Source organism: Kosakonia oryziphila, assembly GCF_900094795.1.
Classification (GTDB): Bacteria; Pseudomonadota; Gammaproteobacteria; order Enterobacterales; family Enterobacteriaceae; genus Kosakonia; species Kosakonia oryziphila.
This window is the reverse complement of record NZ_FMBC01000062.1, coordinates 1-25770: the sequence shown is the minus strand read 5'-3', so window position 1 is coordinate 25770 and position 25770 is coordinate 1. Positions and strand designations below refer to the sequence as shown.

The 25770-nt window shown below is 52.6% G+C and carries 26 protein-coding genes, 2 pseudogenes and 1 riboswitch; of the genes and pseudogenes, 13 read left to right on the top strand and 15 right to left on the bottom strand.

The annotated features are described in order from the left end of the window. A pseudogene (locus GA0061070_RS25350) lies at positions 1 to 265 on the top strand (IS4 family transposase); the annotation flags it as partial. A 98-nt stretch (positions 266 to 363) separates the two neighbouring features. Continuing rightward, positions 364 to 1179 (top strand): 23S rRNA (guanine(745)-N(1))-methyltransferase, encoded by an 816-nt coding sequence (rlmA, locus tag GA0061070_RS21725; RefSeq protein WP_090138370.1) that lies wholly within the window; start codon positions 364 to 366, stop codon positions 1177 to 1179. Here the strand turns inward: rlmA and mntP are convergent. The 5 genes from mntP to manX all read right to left on the bottom strand — a co-directional run bounded on the left by mntP (position 1176) and on the right by manX (position 5327). Next, a complete protein-coding gene (gene mntP / locus GA0061070_RS21720; RefSeq protein WP_090138368.1) occupies positions 1176 to 1742 on the bottom strand; it encodes a manganese efflux pump MntP in 567 nt (188 codons plus the stop codon). The two genes, rlmA and mntP, sit on opposite strands and share 4 nt — an antisense overlap. A gap of 79 nt (positions 1743 to 1821) precedes the next feature. Next, positions 1822 to 1924: riboswitch (yybP-ykoY riboswitch) on the bottom strand. A 196-nt stretch (positions 1925 to 2120) separates the two neighbouring features. After that, positions 2121 to 2579 (bottom strand): DUF986 family protein, encoded by a 459-nt coding sequence (locus GA0061070_RS21715; protein ID WP_090138366.1) that lies wholly within the window; start codon positions 2577 to 2579, stop codon positions 2121 to 2123. Positions 2580 to 2636: 57 nt separating this feature from the next. Continuing rightward, a complete protein-coding gene (locus tag GA0061070_RS21710; protein WP_090138364.1) occupies positions 2637 to 3488 on the bottom strand; it encodes a PTS mannose transporter subunit IID in 852 nt (283 codons plus the stop codon). 12 nt (positions 3489 to 3500) lie between these two features. Continuing rightward, positions 3501 to 4301, bottom strand: coding sequence for a PTS mannose transporter subunit IIC (gene manY, locus GA0061070_RS21705; protein WP_090138362.1), 801 nt, complete (start codon positions 4299 to 4301; stop codon positions 3501 to 3503). 63 nt (positions 4302 to 4364) lie between these two features. Continuing rightward, a complete protein-coding gene (gene manX / locus GA0061070_RS21700) occupies positions 4365 to 5327 on the bottom strand; it encodes a PTS mannose transporter subunit IIAB (protein ID WP_090138360.1) in 963 nt (320 codons plus the stop codon). 457 nt (positions 5328 to 5784) lie between these two features. On the opposite strand from manX, the gene yoaE reads away from it, so the two are divergent. Next, entirely contained in the window at positions 5785 to 7344 is a 1560-nt protein-coding gene (gene yoaE / locus GA0061070_RS21695; RefSeq protein WP_090138358.1) for a CNNM family cation transport protein YoaE, read from the top strand. Between the two features lie 3 nt (positions 7345 to 7347). On the opposite strand, the gene GA0061070_RS21690 is transcribed toward yoaE, so the two are convergent. The 4 genes from GA0061070_RS21690 to pabB all read right to left on the bottom strand — a co-directional run bounded on the left by GA0061070_RS21690 (position 7348) and on the right by pabB (position 12578). Further along, entirely contained in the window at positions 7348 to 8946 is a 1599-nt protein-coding gene (locus GA0061070_RS21690) for an EAL domain-containing protein (RefSeq protein WP_090138356.1), read from the bottom strand. 159 nt (positions 8947 to 9105) lie between these two features. Beyond that, positions 9106 to 10470 carry an L-serine ammonia-lyase gene (gene sdaA, locus GA0061070_RS21685; protein ID WP_090138354.1) on the bottom strand — a complete coding sequence of 455 codons (1365 nt, stop codon included), beginning with the start codon at positions 10468 to 10470 and terminating at the stop codon, positions 9106 to 9108. Positions 10471 to 10643: 173 nt separating this feature from the next. Then, entirely contained in the window at positions 10644 to 11222 is a 579-nt protein-coding gene (locus tag GA0061070_RS21680) for a CoA pyrophosphatase (protein ID WP_090138352.1), read from the bottom strand. Between the two features lie 3 nt (positions 11223 to 11225). Beyond that, positions 11226 to 12578, bottom strand: a complete 1353-nt coding sequence (gene pabB / locus GA0061070_RS21675; protein WP_090138350.1) for an aminodeoxychorismate synthase component 1 — start codon at positions 12576 to 12578, stop codon at positions 11226 to 11228. Between the two features lie 81 nt (positions 12579 to 12659). Here pabB and GA0061070_RS21670 point away from each other — a divergent pair, with 81 nt between their 5' ends. After that, a complete protein-coding gene (locus tag GA0061070_RS21670; RefSeq protein WP_090138347.1) occupies positions 12660 to 12842 on the top strand; it encodes a YoaH family protein in 183 nt (60 codons plus the stop codon). On the opposite strand, the gene GA0061070_RS21665 is transcribed toward GA0061070_RS21670, so the two are convergent. After that, positions 12843 to 13187, bottom strand: coding sequence for a RidA family protein (locus GA0061070_RS21665; RefSeq protein ID WP_074777585.1), 345 nt, complete (start codon positions 13185 to 13187; stop codon positions 12843 to 12845). It abuts the gene before it with no gap. Between the two features lie 111 nt (positions 13188 to 13298). On the opposite strand from GA0061070_RS21665, the gene yoaA reads away from it, so the two are divergent. The 5 genes from yoaA (at position 13299) to rnd (ending at position 19680) form a co-directional block, all read left to right on the top strand. Next, a complete protein-coding gene (yoaA, locus tag GA0061070_RS21660; protein ID WP_090138345.1) occupies positions 13299 to 15209 on the top strand; it encodes a DNA repair helicase YoaA in 1911 nt (636 codons plus the stop codon). 58 nt (positions 15210 to 15267) lie between these two features. Further along, on the top strand, positions 15268 to 15963 hold the full coding sequence (gene tsaB / locus GA0061070_RS21655) for a tRNA (adenosine(37)-N6)-threonylcarbamoyltransferase complex dimerization subunit type 1 TsaB (RefSeq protein ID WP_090138343.1): 696 nt from the start codon (positions 15268 to 15270) through the stop codon (positions 15961 to 15963). A gap of 36 nt (positions 15964 to 15999) precedes the next feature. Then, entirely contained in the window at positions 16000 to 16590 is a 591-nt protein-coding gene (locus GA0061070_RS21650; protein ID WP_090138341.1) for a Slp/YeaY family lipoprotein, read from the top strand. A gap of 205 nt (positions 16591 to 16795) precedes the next feature. Next, positions 16796 to 18481 carry a long-chain-fatty-acid--CoA ligase FadD gene (gene fadD, locus GA0061070_RS21640; RefSeq protein ID WP_139109813.1) on the top strand — a complete coding sequence of 562 codons (1686 nt, stop codon included), beginning with the start codon at positions 16796 to 16798 and terminating at the stop codon, positions 18479 to 18481. Positions 18482 to 18564: 83 nt separating this feature from the next. Next, a complete protein-coding gene (gene rnd / locus GA0061070_RS21635; protein WP_139109812.1) occupies positions 18565 to 19680 on the top strand; it encodes a ribonuclease D in 1116 nt (371 codons plus the stop codon). A gap of 87 nt (positions 19681 to 19767) precedes the next feature. Here the strand turns inward: rnd and minE are convergent, their stop codons facing one another. Genes minE through minC form a run of 3 tightly spaced genes read right to left on the bottom strand, consistent with a single transcriptional unit; the run spans position 19768 to position 21565 of the window. Further along, positions 19768 to 20034: a cell division topological specificity factor MinE gene (minE, locus tag GA0061070_RS21630; protein ID WP_007371651.1), complete on the bottom strand. Its 267-nt coding sequence runs from the start codon at positions 20032 to 20034 to the stop codon at positions 19768 to 19770. A 3-nt stretch (positions 20035 to 20037) separates the two neighbouring features. After that, entirely contained in the window at positions 20038 to 20850 is an 813-nt protein-coding gene (gene minD / locus GA0061070_RS21625; protein WP_090138334.1) for a septum site-determining protein MinD, read from the bottom strand. Between the two features lie 22 nt (positions 20851 to 20872). Continuing rightward, positions 20873 to 21565 carry a septum site-determining protein MinC gene (minC, locus tag GA0061070_RS21620; RefSeq protein WP_090138332.1) on the bottom strand — a complete coding sequence of 231 codons (693 nt, stop codon included), beginning with the start codon at positions 21563 to 21565 and terminating at the stop codon, positions 20873 to 20875. 122 nt (positions 21566 to 21687) lie between these two features. Between minC and GA0061070_RS21615 the strand changes: the two genes are divergently transcribed. The 3 genes from GA0061070_RS21615 (at position 21688) to GA0061070_RS21605 (ending at position 23307) form a co-directional block, all read left to right on the top strand. Next, positions 21688 to 21963: a YcgL domain-containing protein gene (locus GA0061070_RS21615; RefSeq protein ID WP_074777571.1), complete on the top strand. Its 276-nt coding sequence runs from the start codon at positions 21688 to 21690 to the stop codon at positions 21961 to 21963. A 145-nt stretch (positions 21964 to 22108) separates the two neighbouring features. Further along, on the top strand, positions 22109 to 22768 hold the full coding sequence (locus tag GA0061070_RS21610) for a fumarylacetoacetate hydrolase family protein (RefSeq protein WP_090138330.1): 660 nt from the start codon (positions 22109 to 22111) through the stop codon (positions 22766 to 22768). A 92-nt stretch (positions 22769 to 22860) separates the two neighbouring features. Next, positions 22861 to 23307: a YcgN family cysteine cluster protein gene (locus GA0061070_RS21605; RefSeq protein WP_208598197.1), complete on the top strand. Its 447-nt coding sequence runs from the start codon at positions 22861 to 22863 to the stop codon at positions 23305 to 23307. Between the two features lie 518 nt (positions 23308 to 23825). Here GA0061070_RS21605 and dsbB read toward each other — a convergent pair. After that, complete coding sequence (gene dsbB / locus GA0061070_RS21595) at positions 23826 to 24356, bottom strand: disulfide bond formation protein DsbB (protein ID WP_090138324.1); 531 nt, start codon at positions 24354 to 24356, stop codon at positions 23826 to 23828. A 328-nt stretch (positions 24357 to 24684) separates the two neighbouring features. On the opposite strand from dsbB, the gene fadR reads away from it, so the two are divergent. Continuing rightward, positions 24685 to 25404, top strand: a complete 720-nt coding sequence (gene fadR, locus GA0061070_RS21590; protein WP_090138320.1) for a fatty acid metabolism transcriptional regulator FadR — start codon at positions 24685 to 24687, stop codon at positions 25402 to 25404. 39 nt (positions 25405 to 25443) lie between these two features. Here fadR and GA0061070_RS21585 read toward each other — a convergent pair. Continuing rightward, a pseudogene (locus tag GA0061070_RS21585) lies at positions 25444 to 25770 on the bottom strand (IS4 family transposase); the annotation flags it as partial.

Genomic DNA, 25770 nt, shown 5'->3' with positions numbered 1-25770 from the left:
GCTGCGTTTTATGATGACGCAGATGGCCTGCAGCCTGAAAGGAGTGGAGCCTTATCAGATAGGTTTTAAGCAGGCGAGTCTTTATCTGACGGCCCAACTGAGTATCCTGCCGGCAGTAGCGCCGGGTAAAATACCAAAGCTAATCAAAGAAATACTGGATATGGCAGAGAGCTTTGTCCTGCCACCACGTAGGGTAAGACATTACCCAAGAGCGGTAAAAAAGAAGCCGCAACGTTACGCGTTACGGCTACCTTCAAAAGCTTAACTGACAAGCATTACGCACTTGTGCGGGGCTTTTTAATTTCCTCGCGCGGCAAATGGCGGTACACTTTCGCCCTTTGAGAAATACCCTTCGGAGTTTTTATGCCTTTCAGTTGCCCGCTCTGTCACTCGCCTTTACAGCGTCGCGATAACGCCTTCGTTTGCCCGCAGCGTCATCAATTTGATCTGGCGAAAGAAGGCTATGTGAATCTGTTGCCGGTACAGCATAAACGTTCCCGCGATCCCGGCGATAGTGCAGAGATGATGCAGGCGCGCCGTGCATTCCTGGATGCGGGACACTATCAGCCACTGCGGGATGCCATTGGCGTTCTGTTACAGGCCAGATTGCCGGAGCAGGCCGATGCGGTACTGGATATAGGTTGTGGCGAAGGGTATTACACTCAGGCCTTTGCTGCGATAGCCCGACATCATAACGTTAAAACATTTGGGCTGGATGTCTCCAAAGCTGCGATCCGCGCGGCGGCTAAACGTTACCAGCAGGTTATGTTTTGTGTGGCTTCCAGCCATCGTCTACCGTTTGAAGATAAATGCATAGACGCTATGGTTCGCATCTATGCTCCCTGTAAAGCGGAAGAGCTGGCGCGTGTAATCAAGCCCGGTGGCATCGTTATTACCGCTGCTCCCGGCCCCCGCCATTTGCTGGAACTGAAAGGGCTAATCTACGACGAAGTAAAACTACATGCTGAAAATGCGGGCGAAATAGAAGGGTTTAAAGTAGTGGAAACCCGAGCACTGGCCTATGAGATGAGCCTTACCGGCCAGGAAGCGGTGGCTTTACTACAGATGACGCCATTCGCATGGCGGGCGAAACCGGAAGTATGGGAAAAATTAGCGGCAACGGATTGCTTCCGCTGCCAGACGGATTTCACTATTCACTGTCTGGAGCGGGAAGATTAACCAGCGAAGTGGCTCCACAGAATCTCGGTGCCAATGCCGATAAGTACAACACCGCCAAGAATTTCGGCCCGTTTGCCCAGCAGCGGGCCGATAAAACGACCAACCATTATCCCGAGCGTTGACATAATCAGCGTTGCACAACCAATCGCCAGCGCGGTGGCGATAATATTAACCTGCAAGAAAGCCAGACCGACGCCGACAGCCATTGCGTCCAGACTGGTGGCAATGGCTGTCGTGACCAGCAGCCAGAAACCATGACGATGCGGTGTTTCCGCTTCGCAACTGTTATCACCGCGTATGCCTTCAATAATCATGCGCCCGCCAAGAAACACCAGTAGCACAAATGCGACCCAGTGGTTCCACTCCAGCACAAACTGGGTTGCCAGCATACCGAGGCCCCAGCCGATGAGCGGCGTCAGCGTTTCAATGGTGCCGAAAATAAGCCCCGTGCGCAGCGCTTCAGAAAATTTAGGTTTATGCAGGGTTGCACCTTTGCCGATGGAAGCAGCAAAAGCGTCCATGGACATGCCAAAGGCGAGAAGAATAGTGGCGGAGAGATTCATCGTGACGTCCTGACCGGGAATTCCATAAACACATTACTGCCCCCAGTAAACAGCAGTTAATGTGCCAATGGTCTCGCCTGACTGAAACAGATTCAGTCTGTACGTGCCACGTTTTGCAACGAGTATGTTGACACGTACATTTCCGGATAAGCAGAAATCGGCTACTCCCCAACGACGAACGCACCTTAACATATTTTGAGAATATAAAACAACAACCTAAAAATATAATCCCGGCAAGCGGTTGATAACGATTTGCATTTAGATTTATAGGTGAAAATAACGTTAACAAATATAAGTACATTCTCCCCTGAATATAGCAATGGCTATAAGTTTGCTTATTTTCTATGCGGATAAATATAGATTTTGCTATATCTTAACTCATTGAGTATTAACGATAACTTTATAAATTTTCTCAAGATCGTCGATATTACGCACACGAATAAGCAAGCCTCGCTGCTCTAATTGTATTACCAACACGCCATCTTCCGATAAATTCATCTCTTTAATACGGTTATATTCGATCCAGACATTGGCAAAGAAAAAACCGTGCTCTTTAAAGATGATTTTGGGCGCACGGATCCAAAAGAGATAAATTCCGAGCAATGCCAGCGCAGATAATAACCACAACGTTAAAGAGGAACCGCCATTAATCGTGTTGTTATAAATCAGGATCGCCAGCAAGCCGACGAAAATAGCACCATCAGTACGGCTTCTGCGCAGCAAGGGAACGGTCAGCAGAGATGTCCCGTGGCGGCGCGGCATCACGAATTCGTCATAGATGGCGAAAGCAAACAGCGCGGCGACAAATGCCAGCAGAACGCTATCCGTAACGGTCATTGATCCTCCTTAAAATAAAAACCGGGGGCGGTAAGCCCCCGGTTAACTCATACCCGGTTACAGGCCCAACAGGCCAAGTGCGTAACCGACAATCCCGATGATAAAGAACCCGACGATAATCCACAGCGGGTTTACTTTTTTACGCAGCAGCCACATACAGGCGAAGGTTAACAGCATAGGCACCAGACCCGGCATTAACTGGTCGAGAATGGTCTGTACGGTCGTCACCGTCGTTTTACCGGTCTGGTCGGTGATCTGCGACACAACCAGTGGAATGTTAACGTGCGTCCACTTGTTCACCAGAGCGCCCATGACAAAGAGACCGAGAATTGACGCCCCCTCGGTCAGTTTCTGCAGGAAGCCGCCACCCATATCTTTAACAATGTTGATACCCTTACGGTAACCGTACGCCACACCGTAATAGCGCATCGCCAGGCGGACAAGGTTAAAAAGGACAAAGAACAGTAATGGCCCAAGCAGACTGCCGCTCATGGCAATGCCGGCACCCAGTGCAGCAAATACCGGACGTACGGTTCCCCAGAAGATTGGGTCGCCCACACCGGCCAGCGGCCCCATCAGGCCCACTTTAATACCGTTGATCGCGCCATCGTCGATCTCCGCGCCATTCGCACGCTGTTCTTCCATGGCCAGTGTGACGCCGAGTACCGGCGCGGCCATGTACGGCTGGGTATTGAAGAATTCGAGGTGGCGCTTAATTGCCTGCCGGCGCGCTTCGTTGTTTTCAGGATAAAGGCGTTTAATGGCCGGAACCATTGAGAAACAAAAGCCCAACGCCTGCATACGTTCGAAGTTCCATGAACCCTGGAACAGGTTAGAACGAATGAACACGCCACGAATGTCACTCTGGGTGAGTTTTTTCTCAGTCGGAGTTTTAGTCATATCAACCATGTCGTTCACCTGTTAATCCAGTTCGTTATCAAGGTCATTGTTACCCGCTGCCTGAGCCGGGCCACCTGCGGAGCGGTTATATTTCGGACTGAGCTGAATGTAGAGAATCGCCATTACCGTACCGATAACACCCAGCGCTACCAGGTTGAAATTGGTAAAGGCGGCGGTTACAAAGCCGAGGTAGAAGAACGGCATCAGGTAGCCTGCGCGCATCATGTTGATGACCATCGCATAACCTACTACTACGATCATGCCGCCAGCGATATTCAGGCCGCTGGTCACGACTTCAGGAATGGCGTTCAGCATGCTCTGTACTTCGCTGGTGCCGACAGAGATGGCGACAATCACCGCCGGAATAGCGATACGCATGGCTTGCAGGAACAGGGAAGAAACGTGGATCCACGAGAGCGCGGTCAGGTTGCCGTTTTCAGCCGCCTTATCCGCCGCATGCTGGAAGCCTACGGTGATGGTACGAACGATAATGGTTAATACCTGGCCCGCAGCGGCCAGCGGGATGGCCAGCGCGATACCGGCACCGATGCTCTGATGCCCGCCAATGACCAGAATGGTTGAAATGATGGATGCCAGCGCGGCATCAGGGGCAACCGCAGCACCGATGTTCATCCAGCCCAGAGCGATCATTTCCAGGGTACCACCGATGATGATACCGGTTTTCATATCACCCAGGACGATACCCACCAGCGTACATGCCACCAACGGACGGTGGAACTGGAATTCGTCCAGTATCGACTCCATACCGGCAATACATGCAACCACGAACACCAGCACAATCTGAAGAGTGGTAATCTCCATTGTACTTCTCCTATAGCTAAATCAGACGTAAGTGTGAAAACTGAGTTAATCAGGCTGCCGCGATTAGTTCGCCACTTTGCTGATCAAATCCATCATTTTCAGTTTCGGATCGTTTGAAACTTTACGGACTTCCAGCTCGATGCCGCGTTCGTTCAGTTTTTTAAATGCTGCGATATCTTTCTCATCGACCGAAACAGCGTTGTTCACCTGGGTTTTGCCCTGGCGATACGCCATACCGCCAATATTGACACTGGTGATTTTCACACCGCCTTCAACAACGCGTTCCACATCGGTTGGGTTAGTGAATAACAGCATGACGCGTTGACCCGCATATTTCGGGTTGTTGTAGACGCGCAGCATTTTGGCGACATCCACGACATGCGCGGTTACGCCGGGAGGGGCAACCTGGGTTAACAGGGTCTTGCGTACGGTATCTGCAGCCACTTCATCGCTGACGACGATAATGCGCGTAACATTGGTCTCTTTGGTCCAGCGAGTTGCGACCTGGCCGTGGATCAGACGGTCATCGATGCGCGCAAGGCCAATAACCATGTAATCATTTGGACCCATTGGCTTCGCAGGTGCAGCCGCTTTTGTCGCCACAGGAGCAGGAGTCGGTTTTCCAACAGGTTGCGCTTTCAGGGCTTTCACCCCCTCACGTCCTGTTTCGACAGCTACCGTCACCAGTTCGTCAAAGGTCGGGTTATCGTCCCTGGCCATCAGCGTTTCCACCAGCATCGGAACGTTCACGCCGGCAATGACTTCGTAATGCTCTTTATCGACGACAATACGGCTGGCAGCGTTAAACGGACTACCGCCCCATGTATCGACGAGAAATAGCACGCCTTTGCTGGTTTCCAGTTTCTCCAGTCGCGCGTTATATTTTTCGATTAACGTTTCCGCATTTTCACCGGGAACGAAATCAATCCAGCCGACGTTATCCTGCTCGCCCAGCAGCATTTCGGCGGTTTTCAGCAATTGTTCCGCGGCCCAACCATGTGTGCCTATAACAATAGCAATGGTCACTTGCTACCTCCTTCTTCTTGTCGTTAACACACCACTAATCGATGTATTGTGGAATCTGTCCCGGTAAACCGAATCGATTCAGATGTAAGGGTTAAAGCAAAGACTAATTTCTGTCGTGAATTATTTTAGATAGTGAAAAAATAATTTATGTGATGAAGATCCGTAATTTAGGTTTCGTATTGATGAAGTTTCGGAGCGCAAAATATCCTCATAATCTGCAAAGTCTGGTAAATCTTTGCCAACAATAAACGCTCTCTGTTATGTTTACCGTTCGTTTAATGAGTCAGGAGTAAAGGGCTGTAGCCCACCGTATGGATCGTCACCGACGTCAGTTCACCTTAAGGCCTTTCAGTGCCTCGTATTCCGGCGTTTTCCGCCACTTTCCTAATATGTTCAATGCCATCATGCCTGTGCATACTCGCACATTATTGCGTCACGCTTGTTGCAGGAGCCTGTTATGGAATTCTTAATGGATCCCTCAATATGGGCGGGATTGTTAACGCTGGTTGTTCTGGAAATCGTACTGGGTATTGATAACCTGGTGTTTATTGCCATTCTTGCCGACAAACTACCACCCAAACAGCGTGATAAAGCGCGCCTGCTTGGCCTGTCGCTCGCGCTGGTAATGCGCCTTGGCCTGCTGTCGCTGATTTCATGGATGGTGACCCTGACCCAACCGCTTTTCTCTGTGGGCAGTTTCAACTTCTCTGGCCGCGATTTGATCATGCTATTTGGTGGTGTATTCCTGCTGTTCAAAGCCACAACGGAACTGCATGAACGGCTGGAAAACCGCGAACATGATGGCGGGCACGGAAAAGGCTATGCCAGTTTCTGGGTGGTGGTTCTGCAAATTGTGATTCTTGATGCCGTTTTCTCGCTGGATGCCGTTATCACCGCTGTCGGCATGGTGAACCATTTGCCGGTCATGATGGCGGCGGTCGTTATCGCTATGGCGGTCATGCTGCTGGCATCGAAACCGCTAACGCGTTTTGTTAACCAACATCCGACGGTTGTGGTGCTCTGTCTGAGCTTCCTGTTGATGATCGGCCTGAGTTTGGTGGCTGAAGGGTTTGGTTTCCATATTCCAAAAGGTTATCTGTACGCGGCGATCGGTTTCTCCATCATCATTGAGTTTTTCAACCAGCTTGCCCGACGTAACTTTATTCGCCATCAGTCGAATCTACCGCTGCGCGCGCGTACAGCCGATGCTATTTTGCGTCTGATGGGGGGGCGTCGCCAGACAAGCCCACAGATAGAAACCGATAGCAAGGCCACCGTGCCAGCGCCGGAAGGCGCATTTGCTGAAGAAGAACGCTATATGATCAACGGCGTATTGACGCTGGCGTCTCGTTCGCTGCGTAGTATCATGACGCCACGTGGCGATATCAGTTGGGTGGATGCCAACCTGAGTGTTGATCAGATCCGTCAGCAATTGCTCTCGTCACCACACAGCCTGTTCCCGGTATGCCGTGGCGAGCTGGATGAAGTGATCGGTATTGTTCGCGCGAAAGAGATGCTGGTAGCGCTGGAAGAGGGAAGCGATGTCGCCGCTATCGCTGCAGCCAGCCCGGCCATTGTGGTGCCAGAAACGCTGGATCCTATCAAACTGCTGGCGGTGTTGCGTCGGGCGCGTGGCAGCTTTGTGATTGTAACTAACGAGTTTGGCATGGTGCAGGGGCTGGTTACGCCGCTGGACGTGCTGGAAGCGATTGCTGGTGAGTTCCCTGATGCAGATGAAACTCCGGAAATCGTGAACGATGGTGACGGCTGGCTGGTGAAAGGCACTACCGATTTGCATGCGTTACAGAATACTCTCGGCATCGATAATCTGGTTAATGACGACGAGGATATCGCAACAGTGGCCGGTCTGGTTATCTCCGCCAAAGGGCAAATTCCACCGGCGGGCGAAGTGCTGGAAATCGCGCCGTTACACATCACCGTCGTCGAAGCCAACGACTATCGTGTGGATCTGGTACGCATTGTTAAAGAGCAGTCAGAACACGACGAAGAGGAGTGATCCTCAACCCCGCGTGAAAGGCAAAGCATCTCCGTTTTGCCGCGTTGGCGGTGTCTCCCTATGCTCCGCCAGCCACGCCGGGAACGCCTTGATTGGCATTGGCTCGGCGTAGAGAAAACCCTGCAATGTATTCACTCCCCGCAACCGCAGATGTCGTGCCTGTAGCGGGGTTTCAACCCCTTCTGCCACCAGTTCAATTTTCAGTCTCTGTCCTAACGCAATGATCATATCGGTGATCGTCGAGTTAATGGCATCGGTACCGATAGTTTTGGTAAAGGATTTATCAATTTTCAGCACGTCGGGGCGCAACTGCTCCAGCCAGGCCAAAGAGCTATTACCAGTGCCAAAATCATCTATCGCAATTTTTACCCCCCGATGCCGAAGATCCTGCACCATCCGGGAATCCATTTCGAATAACACATCGCGTTCCGTCAGTTCGATAATTAATTGCTGCATCGGGTGGTGATTAAACCATAGCTGATTTAAATCCCGCAGCAGTTCGCCATTGCGTAAATGGCTCGGTGCCGCATTAATACCAATATGGAAATGAGCATCGTCGGGGAAAAAATGCAGTTGCTGTTGAATCTCAGTCAGTACGTAGCGAGTCAGTGGCGCGATCTGGTTATGTTCTTCCGCTATCGAAATAAACACTTCTGGCGAGATCCAACCCTGGCGCGGGTTATGCCAACGCAGCAAGATCTCAACGCCATCACATTTTAATGTGCGCGCTTCCAGTAATGGCTGGCAAAACAGTTCAAATTCGCGTCCGACAATCCCCTGGTTGATCTCGCGGGAAAAGCTCATGCGGCTGGCGGTCGCAAACCAGGTGATAAAGCTGGTCAGCAGACTTATCATCAGGGCCAGCGGCAGTTGAGACGGCAAATGTAATAAGGCGAGTTTCGCCGCGCCTGGTCCACTCACGCTGACGCTGAAGGGGAAATGTGTTGATGCGCGCCGATATGCGCTTTCATTTACCGGCGGTGGTAAAGTGGTCATGATGCCTTTGCCATGCACCAAATGTTTGCCGCTGACGCTCAGCACCGCCTGCGTGATCAGCGGAACCTGCGGTTCCAGCACTAAATCGCTCAGCAGATCGATATTGACTGCTTCAATGACACCGTCCTGCCCGTCTTTAGATGAGGGATACCACATAATCAGCACCGGACGACCCTTTAGCAATGTCTGGTCTGTCGAGAGCATCAACAGTGGTTCCCTGGTAGGAAGTAACGATTGCACCTGCTTTATTGGGACATCGAGGGAGCCAAAAATACTGGAGCAATAAAGAATACCGTCTTTGATCAGCGCGACAGCACGCACGGTTTGCAGGCTGGCCGCCTGTTTGAGTAATTGCAGATGCACGCCGGCGCAGGGTTGACCAACCAGTGGAATCAACGTATTGCGGCCCGCGGCCAGCGGCAGTAATAATTGGTCAAGCGCGTTTACAGCATGTTGGGTAAACGCAGTAATACGATGATGATTTAAATTCCGCTCCGAAATAAAACGGAAGGTCAGGGTAAAAATAAGCGCGACAATAGCAACCGACACGGAGACAATTGCGCGCCGCCGTCGATATCTTTTAATGATCCATTGAGCCGTCTGCATGCCATTGTCGCCTGTGAGCTTCCCGACGTGAAATCCTGGCCGGGACACAAAAAGTGTAGTGGGGAATTAACGTAGCGACGACAAATCGGAGAAATATCATTCCGTAGGCACAACAGCGAGCACAAAAAAACGCCGTTCAGTTGAACGGCGGGGATTTATTTAATCACACTGTACTTTGATAGCCAGACCGCCGCGTGATGTCTCACGGTATTTGGCGTTCATATCCTTGCCGGTCTCGTACATCGTTTCAATCACCTTATCGAGGGAGACGCGCGGTGCGCTGGTGCGGCGCATCGCCATCCTGGTGGCGTTGATTGCTTTCACGGAGGCAATCGCGTTTCGCTCAATACATGGAACCTGTACTTGCCCGGCGACGGGATCGCAGGTCAGACCAAGGTTATGCTCCATACCGATTTCCGCTGCCACGCAAACCTGCTCCGGGCTGGCGCCAAGCAGTTCAGCCAGACCTGCTGCTGCCATGGAACAGGCCACGCCGACTTCGCCTTGACAGCCTACTTCTGCCCCGGAAATGGAGGCGTTCATTTTGTAGAGCGCGCCAATGGCGCCAGCGGCCAGAAAGTAACGAATGTAGATATCCGGGCTGACGGATTCAATAAAGTGATCGTAATAGGCCAGCACGGCAGGCACGATACCGCATGCGCCATTTGTCGGCGCAGTCACCACGCGGCCCCCGGCGGCGTTCTCTTCGTTCACCGCCAGCGCGAACATATTCACCCAGTCGACCACGTTCATCGGATCGTGGGAGAGTTTATCGCTGGCGACCAACAGACGACGCAGCGCGGAAGCCCGACGCGGTACGCGCAACGGCCCCGGCAACACGCCTTCGGTGTTCATGCCGCGATCAATACAGGCGCGCATGGTTGTCCACACGTTGCCGAAATAGTCTTCGATCTCTTTTTTCGAGTGCAGCGCCAGTTCGTTCTGCATCACCATGCCGGAGAGGGACAAGCCCGTCTCCTTGCAATACTCCAGCATCTGAGTGGCGGATTTGAAGGGCCAGGGTACATTGACGGCGCTGACCGTTTCCTGACCGAAATGTTCTTCATCGACGATAAAACCGCCGCCAATGGAATAGTAGGTTTTGCTGTACACCACGTTATCGCCATTCCACGCTGAGATGCGCATACCGTTTTCATGTAGCGAGAGGTTATCACTGTGAAAACGCATTCCGTCATCCTGCGGAAAATCCACTTCATGGCGGCCTTGCGCCAGCAACAAGCGACCGCGAGTCTCTACGTCGCGGATAAACGTGGGGATAGCGTCAATATCGACGGTGGCAGGTTCATTACCCGCGAGGCCCATAATGATGGCGATATCGGTATGGTGGCCTTTCCCGGTGAGGGAGAGTGAGCCGTAAACGTCCACCGCAACGCGGGTAACGCTTTCCAGCAATCCTTTTTCGACCAGGTCATCGACGAACTGCTTACCGGCCTTCATCGGGCCAACGGTGTGGGAAGATGAGGGGCCAATCCCCACCTTAAACATGTCGAATATACTAATCACATTAACGCTCCTGACAGGGTTACCGGCGTTCCAGTAACGATGTAATAACTGCGCATAGTGTAAGAGGGAAGCCGGTTGTCAGCTTAACTATTCACATGAATTAAACTAATGACTAACCCTGATATTACTAATAGCGCGCACGCTGTCACAAAAATGTTATGTGTAAAGTATAGTCAAGGCTTACGGCCAATTTGCAGCGCCAGCGAACGAATAATTCCGGCCGTCATACCCCAGACAAAATAATGCTGATACCAGGAGAGCCACACGCGATGCGCGTTACCGTGGCGATGGATGTCGAGCGGATGGTAGCGGCCAAGCCGTAGCGCTTCTGCCAGCGGCATTTCGAAAACTGCCGCCACTTCATCTTCGCTGGCATGATAGTGAAGATCCGGCGGAATAATGCCCACCACTGGCGTGACCTGAAAGCCGGTGACACTATCGACCGGCGGCAGGATGCCGATGACTTCCACCGCTTCCGGAGGAATCGCCACCTCTTCTTGCGCTTCCCGCAGCGCGGCGGCAATCAGCGATGCATCGGTACTGTCGACCGCGCCACCGGGAAAAGCGACCTGACCAGCATGTTTACGCAGCAGTGGCGAACGCTGCGTCAGCAGCAGACCTGGCTGCTGACGTCGAACCACAGGTACCAGCACGGCGGCCTGGCGTGTATTCATCACCGCCGGATTGAACTGAGGGCGTAAGAGTTGAAAACGTGATAAAAACTCATCCAGAGTTAAAGCCGTTTGCTCCACGAATCATTTCTCCAGTTGGTGCAGGATACGATTAACTTTATCAAAAGTTTCCTGATACTCCGCTTCTTCCTGGCTGTCGGCGACAATCCCGCCGCCCGCAGAGCAGTATATTTGCCCGTCACAGGCGGTTAACGTACGGATGGTGATGCTGGTGTCCATATTGCCGCAAAAGCTCAGATAACCGATGCTGCCGCACCAGGCATTACGTCGCTGTGGTTCCAGGGCATCAATAATTTCCATGGCCCGAACTTTGGGTGCGCCGGTAATCGAGCCGCCAGGGAACGCTGCCCGCAGCAGATCGCAGGCGTGGCGCCCCTCCGGCAATTCGGCTGTGACAGTACTGACAAGGTGGTGGACGGCAGGGAAAGGTTCGACGACAAACAACTCCGGCACGCGCACCGAACCCGGCATTGCCACACGGCCAATATCATTACGCATCAAATCTACAATCATCAGGTTCTCGGCGCGATCTTTCGGCGAGGCGGCGAGTTTTCGCGCCTGTTGTGCATCCGCTCGCGGATCGACCAGTCTTGGCAGCGTACCTTTGATCGGCCGCGTCTCGATGTGCGAGCCATCAAGGCGAATAAAACGCTCTGGAGAGAGGCTTAATATGGCACCCTGCGGCAGGCGTAAAAACGCACTGAATGGCGCGCGATTTTCGCGGTTAAGGTGCGTAAAAGCCAACCACTCATCGCCCTTATAGCGTGCCTGAAAACGCTGAGCGAGGTTAACCTGATAACAGTCGCCGCTGTGCAGCCACTCCTGCACCTGGCGGAATTTTTCGCCATATTCAGCGCGACTCATATTTGCCTGCCATGACGAGGTCAGGCGGAAATCATCTTTCTGCGGCGCGCGTTGCGCCTGCAACCAGGCGAGTCGGGTATTGACATCGGCATGGCTCAGCAGCGTAACCCGCTGCAACCGGTGGTCAACGACCAGCGCCCAGTCATAAATGCCAACGGCCATATCAGGTAAGGTAATATCCGCCAGCGCCTGTTGCGGTAATTTTTCGAAACGGCGGCCTAAATCGTAGCCAAGCAGGCCGAGCGCGCCGCCCTGAAAGGGCAAATCAGGGTTGTGCGCAGGGCGCAACTTGTGCGCGTCTAGCTGTTGTTGCAGCAATTGCAATGGATCGCTGCGGCTTTCATGCCTGGTGTTAAACGAGGTTATGTCTCCGCAGGTCGTGATCGTGGTTAGCGGATCGGCCACCAGGATATCGAAACGGTTATGCGGGTGCTCGGCGAGACCGGAGTGCAGCAACATCGCCCAGGGTTGCTGGCTAAGTGGTGCAAAGTAGTATTCGGCTGCGTCGTGGCGCCATGGCAACATAATAACGGCGGGGGGTAACGTCTTCATTGTTCCTCATCTGCGTCTTTGGCTGGTGAATTGTGCGGACGCATGAAATAATTAGCGCCAATAATTTAGCAGGAGTTCACGATGTTTGCAGGTTTACCTTCCCTCAGCCACGAGCAGCAGCAAAAAGCCGTGGAGCGTATCCAGGAGTTAATGGCCAGCGGTATGAGTAGCGGGCAGGCGATTACACAGGTTGCAGAAGAGTTGCGCGCCAGCCACACGGGCGAACGGATTGTGGCGCGCTTTGAAGACGAAGAGGACGAGTAATCACAGCGCGGCGATGATTTTGATTTCCACTTTGTAGCGCGGGTTCATCAGCTTTGCCTGCACGGTGCAGCGCACGGGCGCATGGCCCGCAACAACCCATGCATCCCACGCTTTATTCATTGCAGCGAAGTCATTGCCATCGGGCAGAAAAATAGTGGCATCGAGAATGCGTGATTTGTCACTGCCTTGCTTTGCCAGCACGGCATCGATCTGCGCCAGCGTATTTGCTGTCTGCTCAAATGCATCGGCGTCCAGATTTTCCGGCACTCCGGTGTAATAAAGGGTCTGGTTGTGGATCACCACATCAGACCAGCGATCCGCCGCGTCAATACGCACAATTGTCATAGCACACCTTCTTATTTTCCATACAGTCGCGAGCAAGAGTGCCACAAAAACCCGGCTGGCGTAAATCCGCCCACCCTGACATAATCACTGTCGATTTAACCAGGGGGTAGCGTGACAGACGATTTTGCAACAGATGGCCAGCTGGCCAAAGCGATACCGGGATTCAAACCGCGGGAACCGCAGCGCCAGATGGCGCACGCCGTGATGCACGCCATCGACCACACCCAGCCGCTGGTGGTGGAAGCCGGTACCGGTACCGGAAAAACTTACGCCTATCTCGCACCCGCCTTACGCGCCGGTAAAAAAGTCATTATCTCCACTGGTTCAAAAGCGTTGCAGGATCAGCTCTACAGCCGCGATCTGCCCACGGTAGCCAACGCGCTGGAATTCACTGGGCGTACTGCCTTGCTGAAAGGCCGTTCCAACTATCTCTGTATTGAACGCCTGGAGCAGCAGGCACTGGCTGGCGGTGACCTGCCTGTACAAACCCTCAGTGATGTGATTCTACTGCGCTCCTGGTCAAACCAGACTACCGATGGCGATATCAGCACCTGCATCAGCGTAGCCGAGGATTCACAGGCCTGGCCGCTGGTCACCAGCACCAACGACAACTGTCTGGGCAGCGATTGCCCGATGTACAAAGATTGCTTTGTGGTTAAAGCGCGTAAAAAGGCGATGGATGCTGACGTAGTGGTGGTAAACCATCATCTGTTTCTCGCCGATATGGTGGTGAAAGAGAGCGGCTTCGGTGAGCTTATCCCGGAGGCTGACGTGATGATTTTCGACGAAGCGCACCAGCTTCCGGACATCGCCAGCCAGTATTTTGGGCAGTCGCTCTCCAGCCGCCAGTTACTGGATCTGGCGAAAGATTTCACCATTGCTTATCGCACTGAATTAAAAGATACCGCACAGTTGCAAAAATGTGCCGACCGGCTGGCGCAAAGTACACAGGATTTCCGTCTGCAACTTGGTGAGCCTGGTTATCGCGGAAACCTGCGTGAATTGCTGGCTGATGCCAATATCCAGCGCGCGCTGCTGCTGCTCGATGATGCGCTGGAACTTTGCTACGACGTGGCGAAACTCTCCCTTGGGCGCTCGGCGCTACTCGATGCTGCTTTTGAGCGGGCGACTACTTACCGCGCGCGCCTCAAGCGTCTGAAAGAAATTAATCAACCCGGTTACAGCTACTGGTATGAATGCACCTCGCGCAACTTCACCCTTGCGCTGACGCCGCTAACGGTGGCGGATAAGTTCAAAGAGGTGATGGCGCAGAAAAAGGGGAGCTGGATTTTCACTTCGGCGACACTTTCCGTGAATGACGATCTGCATCATTTTACGGCGCGTCTTGGGATCGACGAGGCGGAGTCGTTGCTGCTGCCGAGTCCTTTCGATTATCAGCATCAGGCGCTGCTGTGCGTACCGCGCAATCTGCCGCAGACCAACCAGCCTGGCTCAGCCCGGCAACTGGCGACCATGTTGCGTCCAATGATCGAAGCCAACAATGGCCGCTGTTTTATGCTCTGTACTTCACACACCATGATGCGTGAACTGGCAGAGCAGTTCCGTGCCACGATGAGCCTGCCGGTGCTTTTGCAGGGCGAAACCAGTAAAGGCCAGTTGCTACAACAGTTTGTCAGCGCGGGTAACGCGCTGCTGGTGGCAACCAGCAGTTTCTGGGAGGGCGTGGATGTGCGAGGCGATACGCTGTCACTGGTGATTATCGACAAACTGCCGTTTACCTCGCCGGAAGATCCGCTGTTAAAAGCGCGTATGGAGGATTGCCGTCTGCGCGGCGGCGATCCGTTCGATGAGGTGCAACTCCCGGATGCGGTCATTACGCTGAAACAGGGCGTTGGGCGTCTGATCCGCGACATCGACGATCGCGGCGTGCTGGTGATTTGCGATAATCGCCTGGTGATGCGACCCTACGGCGCGGTGTTCCTCGCCAGCTTGCCGCCTGCGCCGCGCACGCGGGATATCCGGCGCGCCGTTGAGTTTCTTGCTGCGCGTCCGGCGCAGTAATTTGCCGGGAACTGTGGTAAGATGCGCGCCATTTTGTTTTTCATGGACCGCTATACCCATGCGAATTCTGGCTATTGATACCGCCACAGAAGCCTGTTCTGTCGCTCTGTGGAACGATGGTACAACCTTCGCTCATTTCGAACTTTGCCCGCGTGAACATACCCAACGCATCCTGCCGCTGGTCAGGGCTGTACTGGGTGACGCTGATCTTAAACTGACGCAACTTGATGCACTGGCCTATGGCCGCGGGCCGGGAAGTTTTACTGGTGTGCGCATTGGCATTGGTATTGCGCAGGGTCTTGCGCTGGGCGCTGAACTGCCGATGATTGGCGTTTCAACGCTGGCAACAATGGCGCAGGGCGCATGGCGTAAAACCGGCGCGACTCGTGTACTTGCCGCGATTGATGCACGTATGGGGGAAGTCTATTGGGCGGAATACCAGCGTGATGAGCAGGGCGTCTGGCACGGCGAAGAGACGGAAGCGGTGCTCAAACCAGAAGCGGTGAGCGTTCGCCTTCAGCAGCTTGAAGGGCAATGGGCGACGGTCGGTACCGGTTGGCCGACATGGCCGGAGATGGGTAACGGTAATGCGCTGACGCTGACGGATGGCGAAATCTTGCTCCCGACCGCAGAAGATATGCTGCCGCTTGCGCAACAATTATTCGCAGCACAGAAGACCGTTGCTGTTGAGCACGCTGAACCGGTTTATTTACGTAACGAAGTGGCATGGAAGAAACTTCCGGGCCGGGAATGAATCTCAGTAATAACAACTGAGTGAAGGAGTCGCACCATGGCGGGTCAAAAAAGAGTTATGAGCTGGTTGCTTGCAGGGCTGGCAACGGCGATGTTAAGTGGTTGTGTTTCTGTGCCTGACGCGATTAAAGGGACCAGTCCTACGCCGCAGGATGATTTAGTCCGGGTGATGAGTGCGCCGTCGCTGTATGTCGGCCAGGAAGCTCGCTTTGGCGGCAAAGTTGTTGATATCCAGAATCAGCAGGGGAAAACTCGTCTGGAGATCGCCTCCGTACCGCTCGACAGTGGTGCCCGCCCGATACTGGGCGAGCCGTCGGTCGGGCGAATTTATGCGGAGGTAAACGGCTTCCTCGATCCGGTTGATTTCCGCAATCAACTGGTCACAGTGGTTGGACCGATTACCGGCACTGCAGATGGTAAAATCGGTGACGCCCCTTACAAATTTATGGTGATGCAGGCGACTGGTTACAAACGCTGGCATCTGACCCAACAAGTGATGATGCCGCCTCAGCCGATAGATCCGTGGTTTTGGGGGCCGCCTGGCCGACACGGATGGCGAACAGGTTACCCCGGCTGGGGTTGGTACCCGCCAGAACCCGCCCGTGTAGAGACCATTGTGACAGAGTAATCTCTTGTTTTATTGAATAAATGAGACAGCGGCTAAGCCGCTGTTTCTGTCTATGGATATGTATAACAAAAATAATTAGTGACGGGCTTCGCAACCTTCAATTCGCTTAATTAATAAACTGGTACGCTGAGTTAATATTATGTTAACGGTTTGTTTATTAAATGGGGTTGTGATGACCAGGAATACTCATTTCAGAGGTGATGCATTGAAGAAGGTTTGGCTTAACCGTTACCCCGCTGATGTTCCGGCGGAGATCAACCCCGACCGTTATCAATCCCTGGTAGAGCTTTTTGAACACGCCGTTGCACGTTACGCCGATCAACCCGCTTTCATCAACATGGGTGAGGTGATGACCTTCCGCAAGCTGGAAGAGCGTAGCCGGGCGTTTGCCGCTTACTTACAGCAAGGTCTCGGTCTGAAAAAGGGCGATCGCGTCGCGTTGATGATGCCAAACTTGCTGCAATATCCGGTCGCGCTGTTCGGCATTTTGCGCGCGGGCATGATTGTGGTGAACGTGAATCCGCTTTACACCCCGCGTGAACTTGAGCATCAACTAAATGACAGTGGCTCTTCTGCGATTGTGATTGTCTCCAACTTTGCGCACACCCTGGAAAAGATCGTCGAGAAGACGCAGGTGCGTCACGTTATTCTGACTCGCATGGGCGATCAGCTCTCCCCGGCAAAAGGCACGCTGGTCAACTTCGTCGTCAAATATGTGAAACGTCTGGTACCGAAGTATCACCTGCCGGATGCCATTTCTTTCCGCCGTGCGCTGCAAACCGGTTATCGCATGCAGTACGTCAAGCCAGAAATTGTGGCCGGGGATCTGGCTTTTCTGCAATATACTGGTGGTACAACCGGTGTAGCAAAAGGGGCGATGCTCACTCATCGCAACATGCTGGCGAACCTGGAGCAGGTCAACGCAACTTACGGGCCGTTGTTACACCGTGGCAAAGAACTGGTTGTCACAGCGCTACCGCTGTATCACATCTTCGCGCTGACCATGAACTGTCTGCTGTTTATTGAACTGGGCGGGCAGAACCTGTTGATCACCAACCCGCGCGACATTCCTGGGCTGGTTAAAGAGCTGAGCAAATATCCGTTCACCGCAATGACCGGTGTGAACACATTATTTAACGCGCTGCTGAACAATGAAGAATTCCGCATGCTGGATTTCTCCTCGCTGCATCTTTCTGCAGGCGGCGGTATGCCGGTGCAACAGGCCGTCGCCGAACGCTGGGTGAAACTGACCGGGCAGTATCTGCTTGAAGGCTACGGCCTGACGGAATGCGCGCCGTTGGTGAGCGTCAATCCGCACGATATCGATTATCACAGCGGCAGCATTGGTCTGCCGGTGCCGTCGACTGAAGCCAAACTGGTTGATGACAATAACAACGAAGTGCCGCCGGGCGAGCCTGGTGAACTATGCGTAAAAGGGCCGCAGGTGATGTTGGGTTACTGGCAACGCCCGGATGCCACGGATGAAATTATGCATGACGGCTGGTTGCATACCGGTGATATTGCGGTGATGGACGAAGAGGGGTTCCTGCGCATTGTGGATCGCAAGAAAGATATGATCCTCGTCTCCGGTTTTAACGTCTATCCGAATGAAATCGAAGATATTGTCATGCAGCATGCCGGAGTGCAGGAAGTTGCCGCCGTAGGCGTTCCCTCCGAGAACAGTGGCGAAGCGGTGAAGCTCTTCGTGGTGAAAAAAGATACCTCGCTGAGCGAAGAGGCATTAATCGCCTTCTGCCGTCGCCAGCTCACAGGATATAAAGTGCCGAAGCTGGTCGAATTCCGCAATGAACTGCCAAAATCGAACGTTGGTAAGATCCTGCGGCGAGAATTGCGTGACGAAGCGCGTGCCAAAGTGGACAATAAAGACTGAGCTATGCGTGAGTCGCCTGAACGCCGGTTAACCCGGCGTTTTTTATGGGCACAAACTAAAGAGATGATGATTTGAATTACCAGATGATAACGACGAATGACGGGTTGGCTATGCTGTGTGAAGCCGCCAGCGCGTTCCCGGCCATTGCCCTGGATACTGAATTTGTCCGTACCCGCACCTACTATCCGCAACTCGGTCTGATACAGCTTTTTGATGGCGAACATACGGCACTGATCGATCCGCTGACCATCACCGAGTGGACGCCGTTTCGCGATCTGCTGATCAACACACAGGTAATCAAGTATCTTCATGCCGGAAGTGAAGATCTGGAAGTGTTCCTCAATGCATTCGGCGTACAGCCGCAGCCGATGATTGATACCCAAATCCTCGCCGCATTTTGCGGCCGTCCACTGTCATGGGGATTTGCCGCGATGGTGGAAGAATTTACTGGTCTGACGATTGATAAAAGCGAATCCCGCACCGACTGGCTGGCGCGGCCGCTGACGGAGCGCCAGTGCGATTATGCTGCCGCTGACGTTTGGTATCTGCTGCCGATCGCTGATAAGTTGATGGCGGAAACTCGCGCTGCCGGGCGGCTGGAAGCTGCGCTGGATGAGTGTCGCCTGATGATGCAGCGCCGCCAGGAAGTGCTTGCTCCAGAAGAGGCGTGGCGCGAGATTGGCAACGCCTGGCAACTGCGTACGCGCCAGTTGGCTTGCCTGCGTCTACTGGCAGATTGGCGTCTGCGTAAAGCCCGTGAACGCGATCTGGCGGTTAATTTTGTGGTGCGCGAAGAGAACCTGTGGGCGGTGGCGCGATATATGCCTTCCAGCATGGGTGAACTGGACACTATCGGCCTTTCCGGCAGTGAGATCCGTTTCCACGGGAAAACGCTGCTGGCGCTGGTTGCGCAGGCGCAAGCGATGCCGGAAGAGGAATTACCTGCGCCGCTGCTTAATCTGATGGATATGCCGGGTTATCGTAAAGCATTCAAAGCGATCAAAGCACTGGTGCAAACCATCAGCGAAAGCAACAATATCAGCGTTGAACTGCTGGCTTCCCGTCGGCAGATTAATCAGTTACTGAACTGGTACTGGAAGCTAAAACCGCAGAGTAATTTGCCGGAGTTAATCAGCGGCTGGCGTGGGGAATTGATGGCCGATCAACTGAAAACATTATTAGTGGAATACCCGAATTAATAGCTGTGAATAATTACAGTGTTTCGCTGAAATAAACAAAAAGGCAGAATTCCTTCTGCCTTTTTTCATGGACGGAAAACGGTAGCGTTATTTTGTCTCTTCCGTTTCCGGCAGGGTAACGTTAAGTTCCAGAATGGATATATCGTCCCCTTTTTGTTCCAACTGTACGGTTACCATTTCTGGATCGATTTGCACGTACTTGCAGATCACTTCCAGAATATCCCGCTTGAGCTGCGGCAAATAATGGGGTTCAGCGTCACTACGACGACGTTCCGCAACAATGATTTGCAGGCGCTCTTTCGCAATGCTGGCGGTATTCTTTTTTCTGGAGAGAAAAAAGTCGAGTAATGCCATAACTTATCCTCCGAACAGGCGTTTGAGGAAACCTTTCTTCTCTTCTTCGATGAAGCGGAAAGGGCGTTCTTCTCCCAGCAGACGGTCGACGGCATCGGCATACGCTTTACCGGCGTCAGCATCGGTATCCAGAATCACAGGCTCACCCTGGTTCGACGCGCGCAACACGGATTGATCTTCCGGGATCACGCCCACCAGTTTGATACGCAGAATTTCCAGCACATCTTCCATGCTCAACATATCGCCACGGTTCACACGACCGGGGTTATAGCGGGTCAGCAGTAGATGTTCTTTAATCGGCTCTTCACTATTTTCCGCGCGGCGCGACTTGGAAGCCAGAATGCCGAGGATACGGTCAGAGTCGCGTACAGACGAGACTTCCGGGTTGGTAGTAATGATCGCTTCATCGGCGAAATAGAGCGCCATCAGCGCACCGGTTTCGATGCCAGCCGGGGAGTCGCAGACGATAAAATCGAAGTCCATTTTCTTCAGATCTTCGAGTACCTTATCCACACCGTCGCGGGTGAGGGCGTCTTTGTCGCGGGTCTGCGACGCCGGGAGAATATAGAGGTTTTCCGTGCGCTTGTCTTTAATCAGCGCCTGGTTCAGCGTGGCATCACCCTGAATGACGTTCACGAAATCGTACACAACGCGACGCTCGCAACCCATGATCAGGTCAAGGTTACGCAGCCCAATATCGAAATCGATAACCACGGTCTTCTTGCCCTTCTGGGCCAAACCAGTAGCGATGGCCGCGCTGGAGGTGGTCTTGCCAACGCCCCCTTTCCCCGAAGTAACAACAATAATGCGTGCCATAGGAGTTCCTTGTTAAAAGGGCTTAATTTAAGGGTTGAATTGTCAAAGCGTCGTTAATTAACTGCAAACGCGCTGCTTTGCCATAAAATTCGGCCGGGATTTTATCGCTCAGCCAGTATTCTCCCGCGATGGAGACCAGCTCCGGCGTGAGATGTGTGCAAAATATTTGTGCTTCCTTATCGCCGCTGGCCCCCGCCAGCGCACGGCCACGCATCATGCCGTAGACGTGTATATTGCCGTCGGCAATTAATTCTGCACCTGCGCTAACGTGGCTGGTGACAATCAGATCACAGTGTGGCGCATAAATGCGCTGACCGGAACGAACAGGCATATCAATCAAGCGTGTTTTTGTGACCGGAGTAACAACCGGCGCGGGTTCCGGGACGCTGACCTGACGCGGCGCTTTCTCTTTGCCTTCTTTCAGTAAGGGAAGCCCGGCACGTTCGATCTCTGCTTTCAGTTCGGTATCGTTACAACCGCTGATGCCGACAACGCGCAGCCCGCTTGCGGCAATCGTCTTTTGTAACTGGGGCCAGTTAACCGGGCCTTCCAGCGCAGAGACATTAACAACCACGGGGGCATGTCGTAGAAAAGCAGGAGCCTGAGCGATTTTGTCTTCTAACGCCTGACGAATAACCTCGGGTTTTGCATCATGCAAATGAACCACTGATAAGGTAAAACTACTGCCTTTTAGCTCGATGGGCGTGTTTGACATCCTGACCTTACTCATTTTGCTATTATCGCTCGCATACGGAGCAATATTCCGAAGACTATCAGGCATGTTATAGTCACTATTATATTCAGGCAAGTAACCACCCGCTAATTCCGAGTAAAAGTATGTTTTGTGTGATCTACCGAAGTACCCGACGCGATCAGACTTATCTGTATGTCGAAAAAAGAGACGATTTTTCCCGCGTGCCGGAGACTTTAATGCAAAGTTTTGGTCAACCGCAGTTGGCAATGATTTTACCCCTTGATGGGCGTAAAAAACTGGTCGGCGCCGATTTGGAAAAAGTAAAAGAGGCGCTGACCACGCAGGGATATTATTTGCAATTACCGCCGCCGCCGGAAAATTTACTCAAACAGCATCTTGCTGATAATGACAAGCAATAATCTCCTTTCTCACAGCGGCAGCATTTTCTGTCGCTGCTTATTTTCCTCACGGTAAACGCCGTAACATATTGAGATTTGACAAACTGTCAGACGGCGCGGATAGTCGTTTTTCGCTCATGTTCAATGTGTTACTTAGGGGGAAAACATGTATCAACATCATAACTGGCAGGGCGCTCTGCTGGATTACCCGGTGAGTAAAGTGGTTTGCGTTGGCAGCAACTATGCGAAACATATTCAGGAGATGGGGAGCGCTACCCCTGAAGAGCCAGTGCTGTTTATCAAACCGGAAACCGCACTGTGCGATATCCGCCAGCCGCTGGCTCTGCCGCAGGATTTTGGCTCGGTACATCATGAAGTCGAACTGGCCGTGCTGATTGGCGCCACATTGCGCCAGGCAACGGAAGAGCATGTTAAAAAAGCGATTGCTGGTTATGGCGTTGCGCTCGATCTTACGCTGCGCGATCTGCAAAGCAAAATGAAGAAAGCCGGGCAACCGTGGGAAAAAGCCAAAGGCTTTGATAACTCCTGCCCGATCTCCGGTTTCATTCCGGCAGCGGAATTTACCAGCGATCCGCAAAATACGCCTCTCGGGCTGAAAATCAACGGTGAAGTTCGCCAGCAGGGCAACACGGCGGATATGATCCACAAAATCATACCACTAATCGCTTATATGAGCCGCTTCTTCACGCTGAAAGCGGGAGATGTGATTCTTACCGGTACTCCGGACGGCGTCGGCCCGCTGCACAGCGGCGATGAGCTGGAAGTTAGTTTCAACGGCTTTTCCCTGTCAACCCGCGTTCTGTAAGGCAATTTGCCGCCTTAATTGGCGGCAAAACTTGCATCCGCATGCCAGACTGGTTATAAGGTGCATCCTGGATTTTAATGGCGGATTTCATCATGAGCGACACTCCTTTCTGGCAAAGCAAAACTCTCGAACAAATGACGGACGTGGAGTGGGAATCGCTGTGCGACGGCTGCGGTCAGTGCTGCTTGCATAAACTGATGGATGAAGATACCGACGAGATCTACTTTACCAACGTTGCCTGCCGGCAGTTGAATATCAAAACCTGCCAGTGCCGTAACTACGAACGGCGCTTCGAGTATGAGCCGGACTGCATTAAGCTGACACGCGAAAATCTACCCACCTTCGAATGGCTGCCGCCAAGCTGCGCTTATCGTCTGCTGGCTGAAGGGAAATCGCTGCCGCTGTGGCATCCGCTGCGTACCGGTTCGAAAGCGGCAATGCATGCGGAGCGTATCTCTGTACGGCATATTGCGGTTAAAGAGTCGGAAGTCCAGGACTGGCAGGATCATATCCTTAATAAGCCTGAATGGGCGGATTGATCTGCCGAATCCCCTGTCACGCCAATAGAACGTTAATGTATTGAGCCGCAATTAGCGGCTCTTCACCTGCATGTTTTATATATCGTTGAAATATCACCAGCGGTATTCAGTGAAACTAATGGCGAATGCAGTCAATTAAATCTGCAGCGAAGCGCCATACGCGCTTTCCCTGTTAAGGCAATAATACAATGGGGGATTGCCGTGTCTGAGAGCAGAATGGGTACATTGACTGCCTGCTCGCCACGGCTCTTTTTATACTAAGAACCTATCCCATTAGGCCATTTTATTTGCTGGTTTGGCCCTGGGCAGTGCTCAAAATCCTCACGTACTACGTGTACGCTCTGGTTTTTCCGCGCTGTCCGTGTCCAAACCATCGGCAACAATTACGCCTACTGGGATAGGCTCTAAATCGCAAACGGTTCGCTGTCGTTGTTTCCCGGCTGACGCCGATAACTGCCAGGATTTTGCGCCCGGTATATGAGAGATAAAAAACGCTCCCGAAGGAGCGTAGTGTTTTCCTAGCGACCGAAGAGATCGCGTTTTTTCGGTTTGAACGGCTGGGCAATCAGTACCAGCAACGCAACAATCAGATAAGCAACAAAAATACCCAACAGCCATTGCGGCATGTCCAGCGTCAGAAACTCCCACTGGCGTTGTGCACAATCACCTGTAGCAACAAACACTTGCGGCAACCATTTATCGAGCGGTAGCCAGGCAGGAAAACGCGCGGCGAAATCGCAGGTCAAAAACGGCGAAGGGTGTAACTGAATCATCGTATGCTCCCAGGTGAGCTGGATACCGCGAATAGCGCTGTAAATCCAGATAACCAGAGCGACATAGCGGAGCGGCGTTTTAGGTGCAATTGCACCAACAATACCTGCGCCCATCACGCCAAATAGAGCAGAACGTTCATAAATACAAAGCACACACGGTTTCAGCAGCATCACATGCTGAAACCACAGCGCGACCATTTCAAGTGCAAACGCAGTGAGTGCCATAAGAAACCAGGCTCCACGCCCACGAGAGCACTCATTTAAATATCGCAACATAATCTTTTCCCAAGAGATTCGTAGACAACGCAGTGTAAACGAAATCATTGTTGAGGCCACTAGCAGGCAGCAAAATAATACGTAATCGAATGTTTATCATGCGGAATGTCAAATTGGGAATAAACTTGCTGTTATTTTGCACTAAGCAACATATTGATAAATCCTGGTTTGTTTCAAATGAAAGGCATATTGAAAGCAGGGTTACGCATTGTAAAATCACGAAAATGGAGAGGCGATCCCTTTTTTCTTCTTGCCGTACGCTACCTGCTCTGGGCTGCGTCTGGTATGATGAGTGTCCTTTGCTTAGCTGTGTAGTGGAAATTTGTCTATGGTCATTAAGGCGCAGAGCCCGGCGGGTTTCGCGGAAGAATATATTATCGAAAGTATATGGAATAGTCGCTTTCCGCCAGGATCGATTCTTCCGGCTGAACGCGAACTCTCTGAACTGATCGGTGTCACTCGTACCACGTTGCGTGAGGTGTTGCAGCGTCTGGCACGTGATGGCTGGTTGACGATTCAGCACGGCAAGCCCACGAAAGTGAATAACTTCTGGGAAACATCGGGGCTGAATATTCTCGAAACACTGGCGCGTCTGGATCACGAAAGCGTTCCTCAGTTGATCGATAATCTGCTGTCGGTGCGTACCAATATCTCAACGATCTTTATTCGTACGGCATTCCGCCAGCATCCGGATCAGGCGTTACAGGTATTGGCCAAAGCGCGCGAGGTGGAGGATCACGCCGATGCGTTCGCCGATTTGGATTACAACGTTTTCCGTGGGCTGGCGTTTGCTTCCGGCAACCCGATCTATGGGCTGATCCTCAACGGCATGAAAGGGTTGTATACCCGTATTGGACGTCATTACTTCTCCAGCCCGGAAGCCCGCAGCCTGGCGCTGGGTTTTTATCATCAGCTTGCTGAAGTGTGTGAACAGGCGCAGTACGAAAAAGTCTATGAGCTGGTACGTCGTTACGGCCATGAAAGCGGTGAAATCTGGCACCGCATGCAGAAAACGATGCCCGGCGATTTAGCGTTGCAGGTCCGGTAAGCAAAAAAAACCCTCTGCGTACAGAGTAATGCCAGTCAGTTAAGCAACTGACTGGCTCTTTTTCGGGGCTGTGGGGTATTTCCAGGGCCTCTCCTTTACCACTCTCGGGAAGGCCCTTTCCCTTCTTGTCGGTAATTTCACAAGTTGTCCCATACTTGCAAGATCGCGCATCAGCTCCGGTATACGTCCCGGTGATGCGCCCTGCAATGTCATCAGCATTCTCATCACCATTCCGCATGATTCTGAGAAACTCAGTTGATTCGGCCAGTAACCTTTCAGATGTTCCGCCATTTTAATCATCTGATATCTCACCAGATTATAAGCCAGTAAGACACCCCACAGCTCTTGCTCCACAAGCTCCGGCTT

What these genes read in the sequence shown, in the direction of transcription:
- GA0061070_RS21610 (WP_090138330.1), top strand. Translation starts at nt 22,109, where the DNA reads ATGTATCAACATCATAACTGGCAGGGCGCTCTGCTGGATTACCCGGTG.
- rlmA (WP_090138370.1), top strand. Translation starts at nt 364, where the DNA reads ATGCCTTTCAGTTGCCCGCTCTGTCACTCGCCTTTACAGCGTCGCGAT.
- minE (WP_007371651.1), bottom strand. Translation starts at nt 20,034, where the DNA reads ATGGCATTACTCGACTTTTTTCTCTCCAGAAAAAAGAATACCGCCAGC.
- GA0061070_RS21715 (WP_090138366.1), bottom strand. Translation starts at nt 2,579, where the DNA reads ATGACCGTTACGGATAGCGTTCTGCTGGCATTTGTCGCCGCGCTGTTT.
- GA0061070_RS21665 (WP_074777585.1), bottom strand. Translation starts at nt 13,187, where the DNA reads ATGACAATTGTGCGTATTGACGCGGCGGATCGCTGGTCTGATGTGGTG.
- minC (WP_090138332.1), bottom strand. Translation starts at nt 21,565, where the DNA reads ATGTCAAACACGCCCATCGAGCTAAAAGGCAGTAGTTTTACCTTATCA.
- pabB (WP_090138350.1), bottom strand. Translation starts at nt 12,578, where the DNA reads ATGAAGACGTTACCCCCCGCCGTTATTATGTTGCCATGGCGCCACGAC.
- GA0061070_RS21690 (WP_090138356.1), bottom strand. Translation starts at nt 8,946, where the DNA reads ATGCAGACGGCTCAATGGATCATTAAAAGATATCGACGGCGGCGCGCA.
- minD (WP_090138334.1), bottom strand. Translation starts at nt 20,850, where the DNA reads ATGGCACGCATTATTGTTGTTACTTCGGGGAAAGGGGGCGTTGGCAAG.
- GA0061070_RS21670 (WP_090138347.1), top strand. Translation starts at nt 12,660, where the DNA reads ATGTTTGCAGGTTTACCTTCCCTCAGCCACGAGCAGCAGCAAAAAGCC.
- yoaE (WP_090138358.1), top strand. Translation starts at nt 5,785, where the DNA reads ATGGAATTCTTAATGGATCCCTCAATATGGGCGGGATTGTTAACGCTG.
- GA0061070_RS21615 (WP_074777571.1), top strand. Translation starts at nt 21,688, where the DNA reads ATGTTTTGTGTGATCTACCGAAGTACCCGACGCGATCAGACTTATCTG.
- mntP (WP_090138368.1), bottom strand. Translation starts at nt 1,742, where the DNA reads ATGAATCTCTCCGCCACTATTCTTCTCGCCTTTGGCATGTCCATGGAC.
- GA0061070_RS21710 (WP_090138364.1), bottom strand. Translation starts at nt 3,488, where the DNA reads ATGGTTGATATGACTAAAACTCCGACTGAGAAAAAACTCACCCAGAGT.
- dsbB (WP_090138324.1), bottom strand. Translation starts at nt 24,356, where the DNA reads ATGTTGCGATATTTAAATGAGTGCTCTCGTGGGCGTGGAGCCTGGTTT.
- manY (WP_090138362.1), bottom strand. Translation starts at nt 4,301, where the DNA reads ATGGAGATTACCACTCTTCAGATTGTGCTGGTGTTCGTGGTTGCATGT.
- rnd (WP_139109812.1), top strand. Translation starts at nt 18,565, where the DNA reads ATGATAACGACGAATGACGGGTTGGCTATGCTGTGTGAAGCCGCCAGC.
- fadR (WP_090138320.1), top strand. Translation starts at nt 24,685, where the DNA reads ATGGTCATTAAGGCGCAGAGCCCGGCGGGTTTCGCGGAAGAATATATT.
- GA0061070_RS21650 (WP_090138341.1), top strand. Translation starts at nt 16,000, where the DNA reads ATGGCGGGTCAAAAAAGAGTTATGAGCTGGTTGCTTGCAGGGCTGGCA.
- tsaB (WP_090138343.1), top strand. Translation starts at nt 15,268, where the DNA reads ATGCGAATTCTGGCTATTGATACCGCCACAGAAGCCTGTTCTGTCGCT.
- GA0061070_RS21605 (WP_208598197.1), top strand. Translation starts at nt 22,861, where the DNA reads ATGAGCGACACTCCTTTCTGGCAAAGCAAAACTCTCGAACAAATGACG.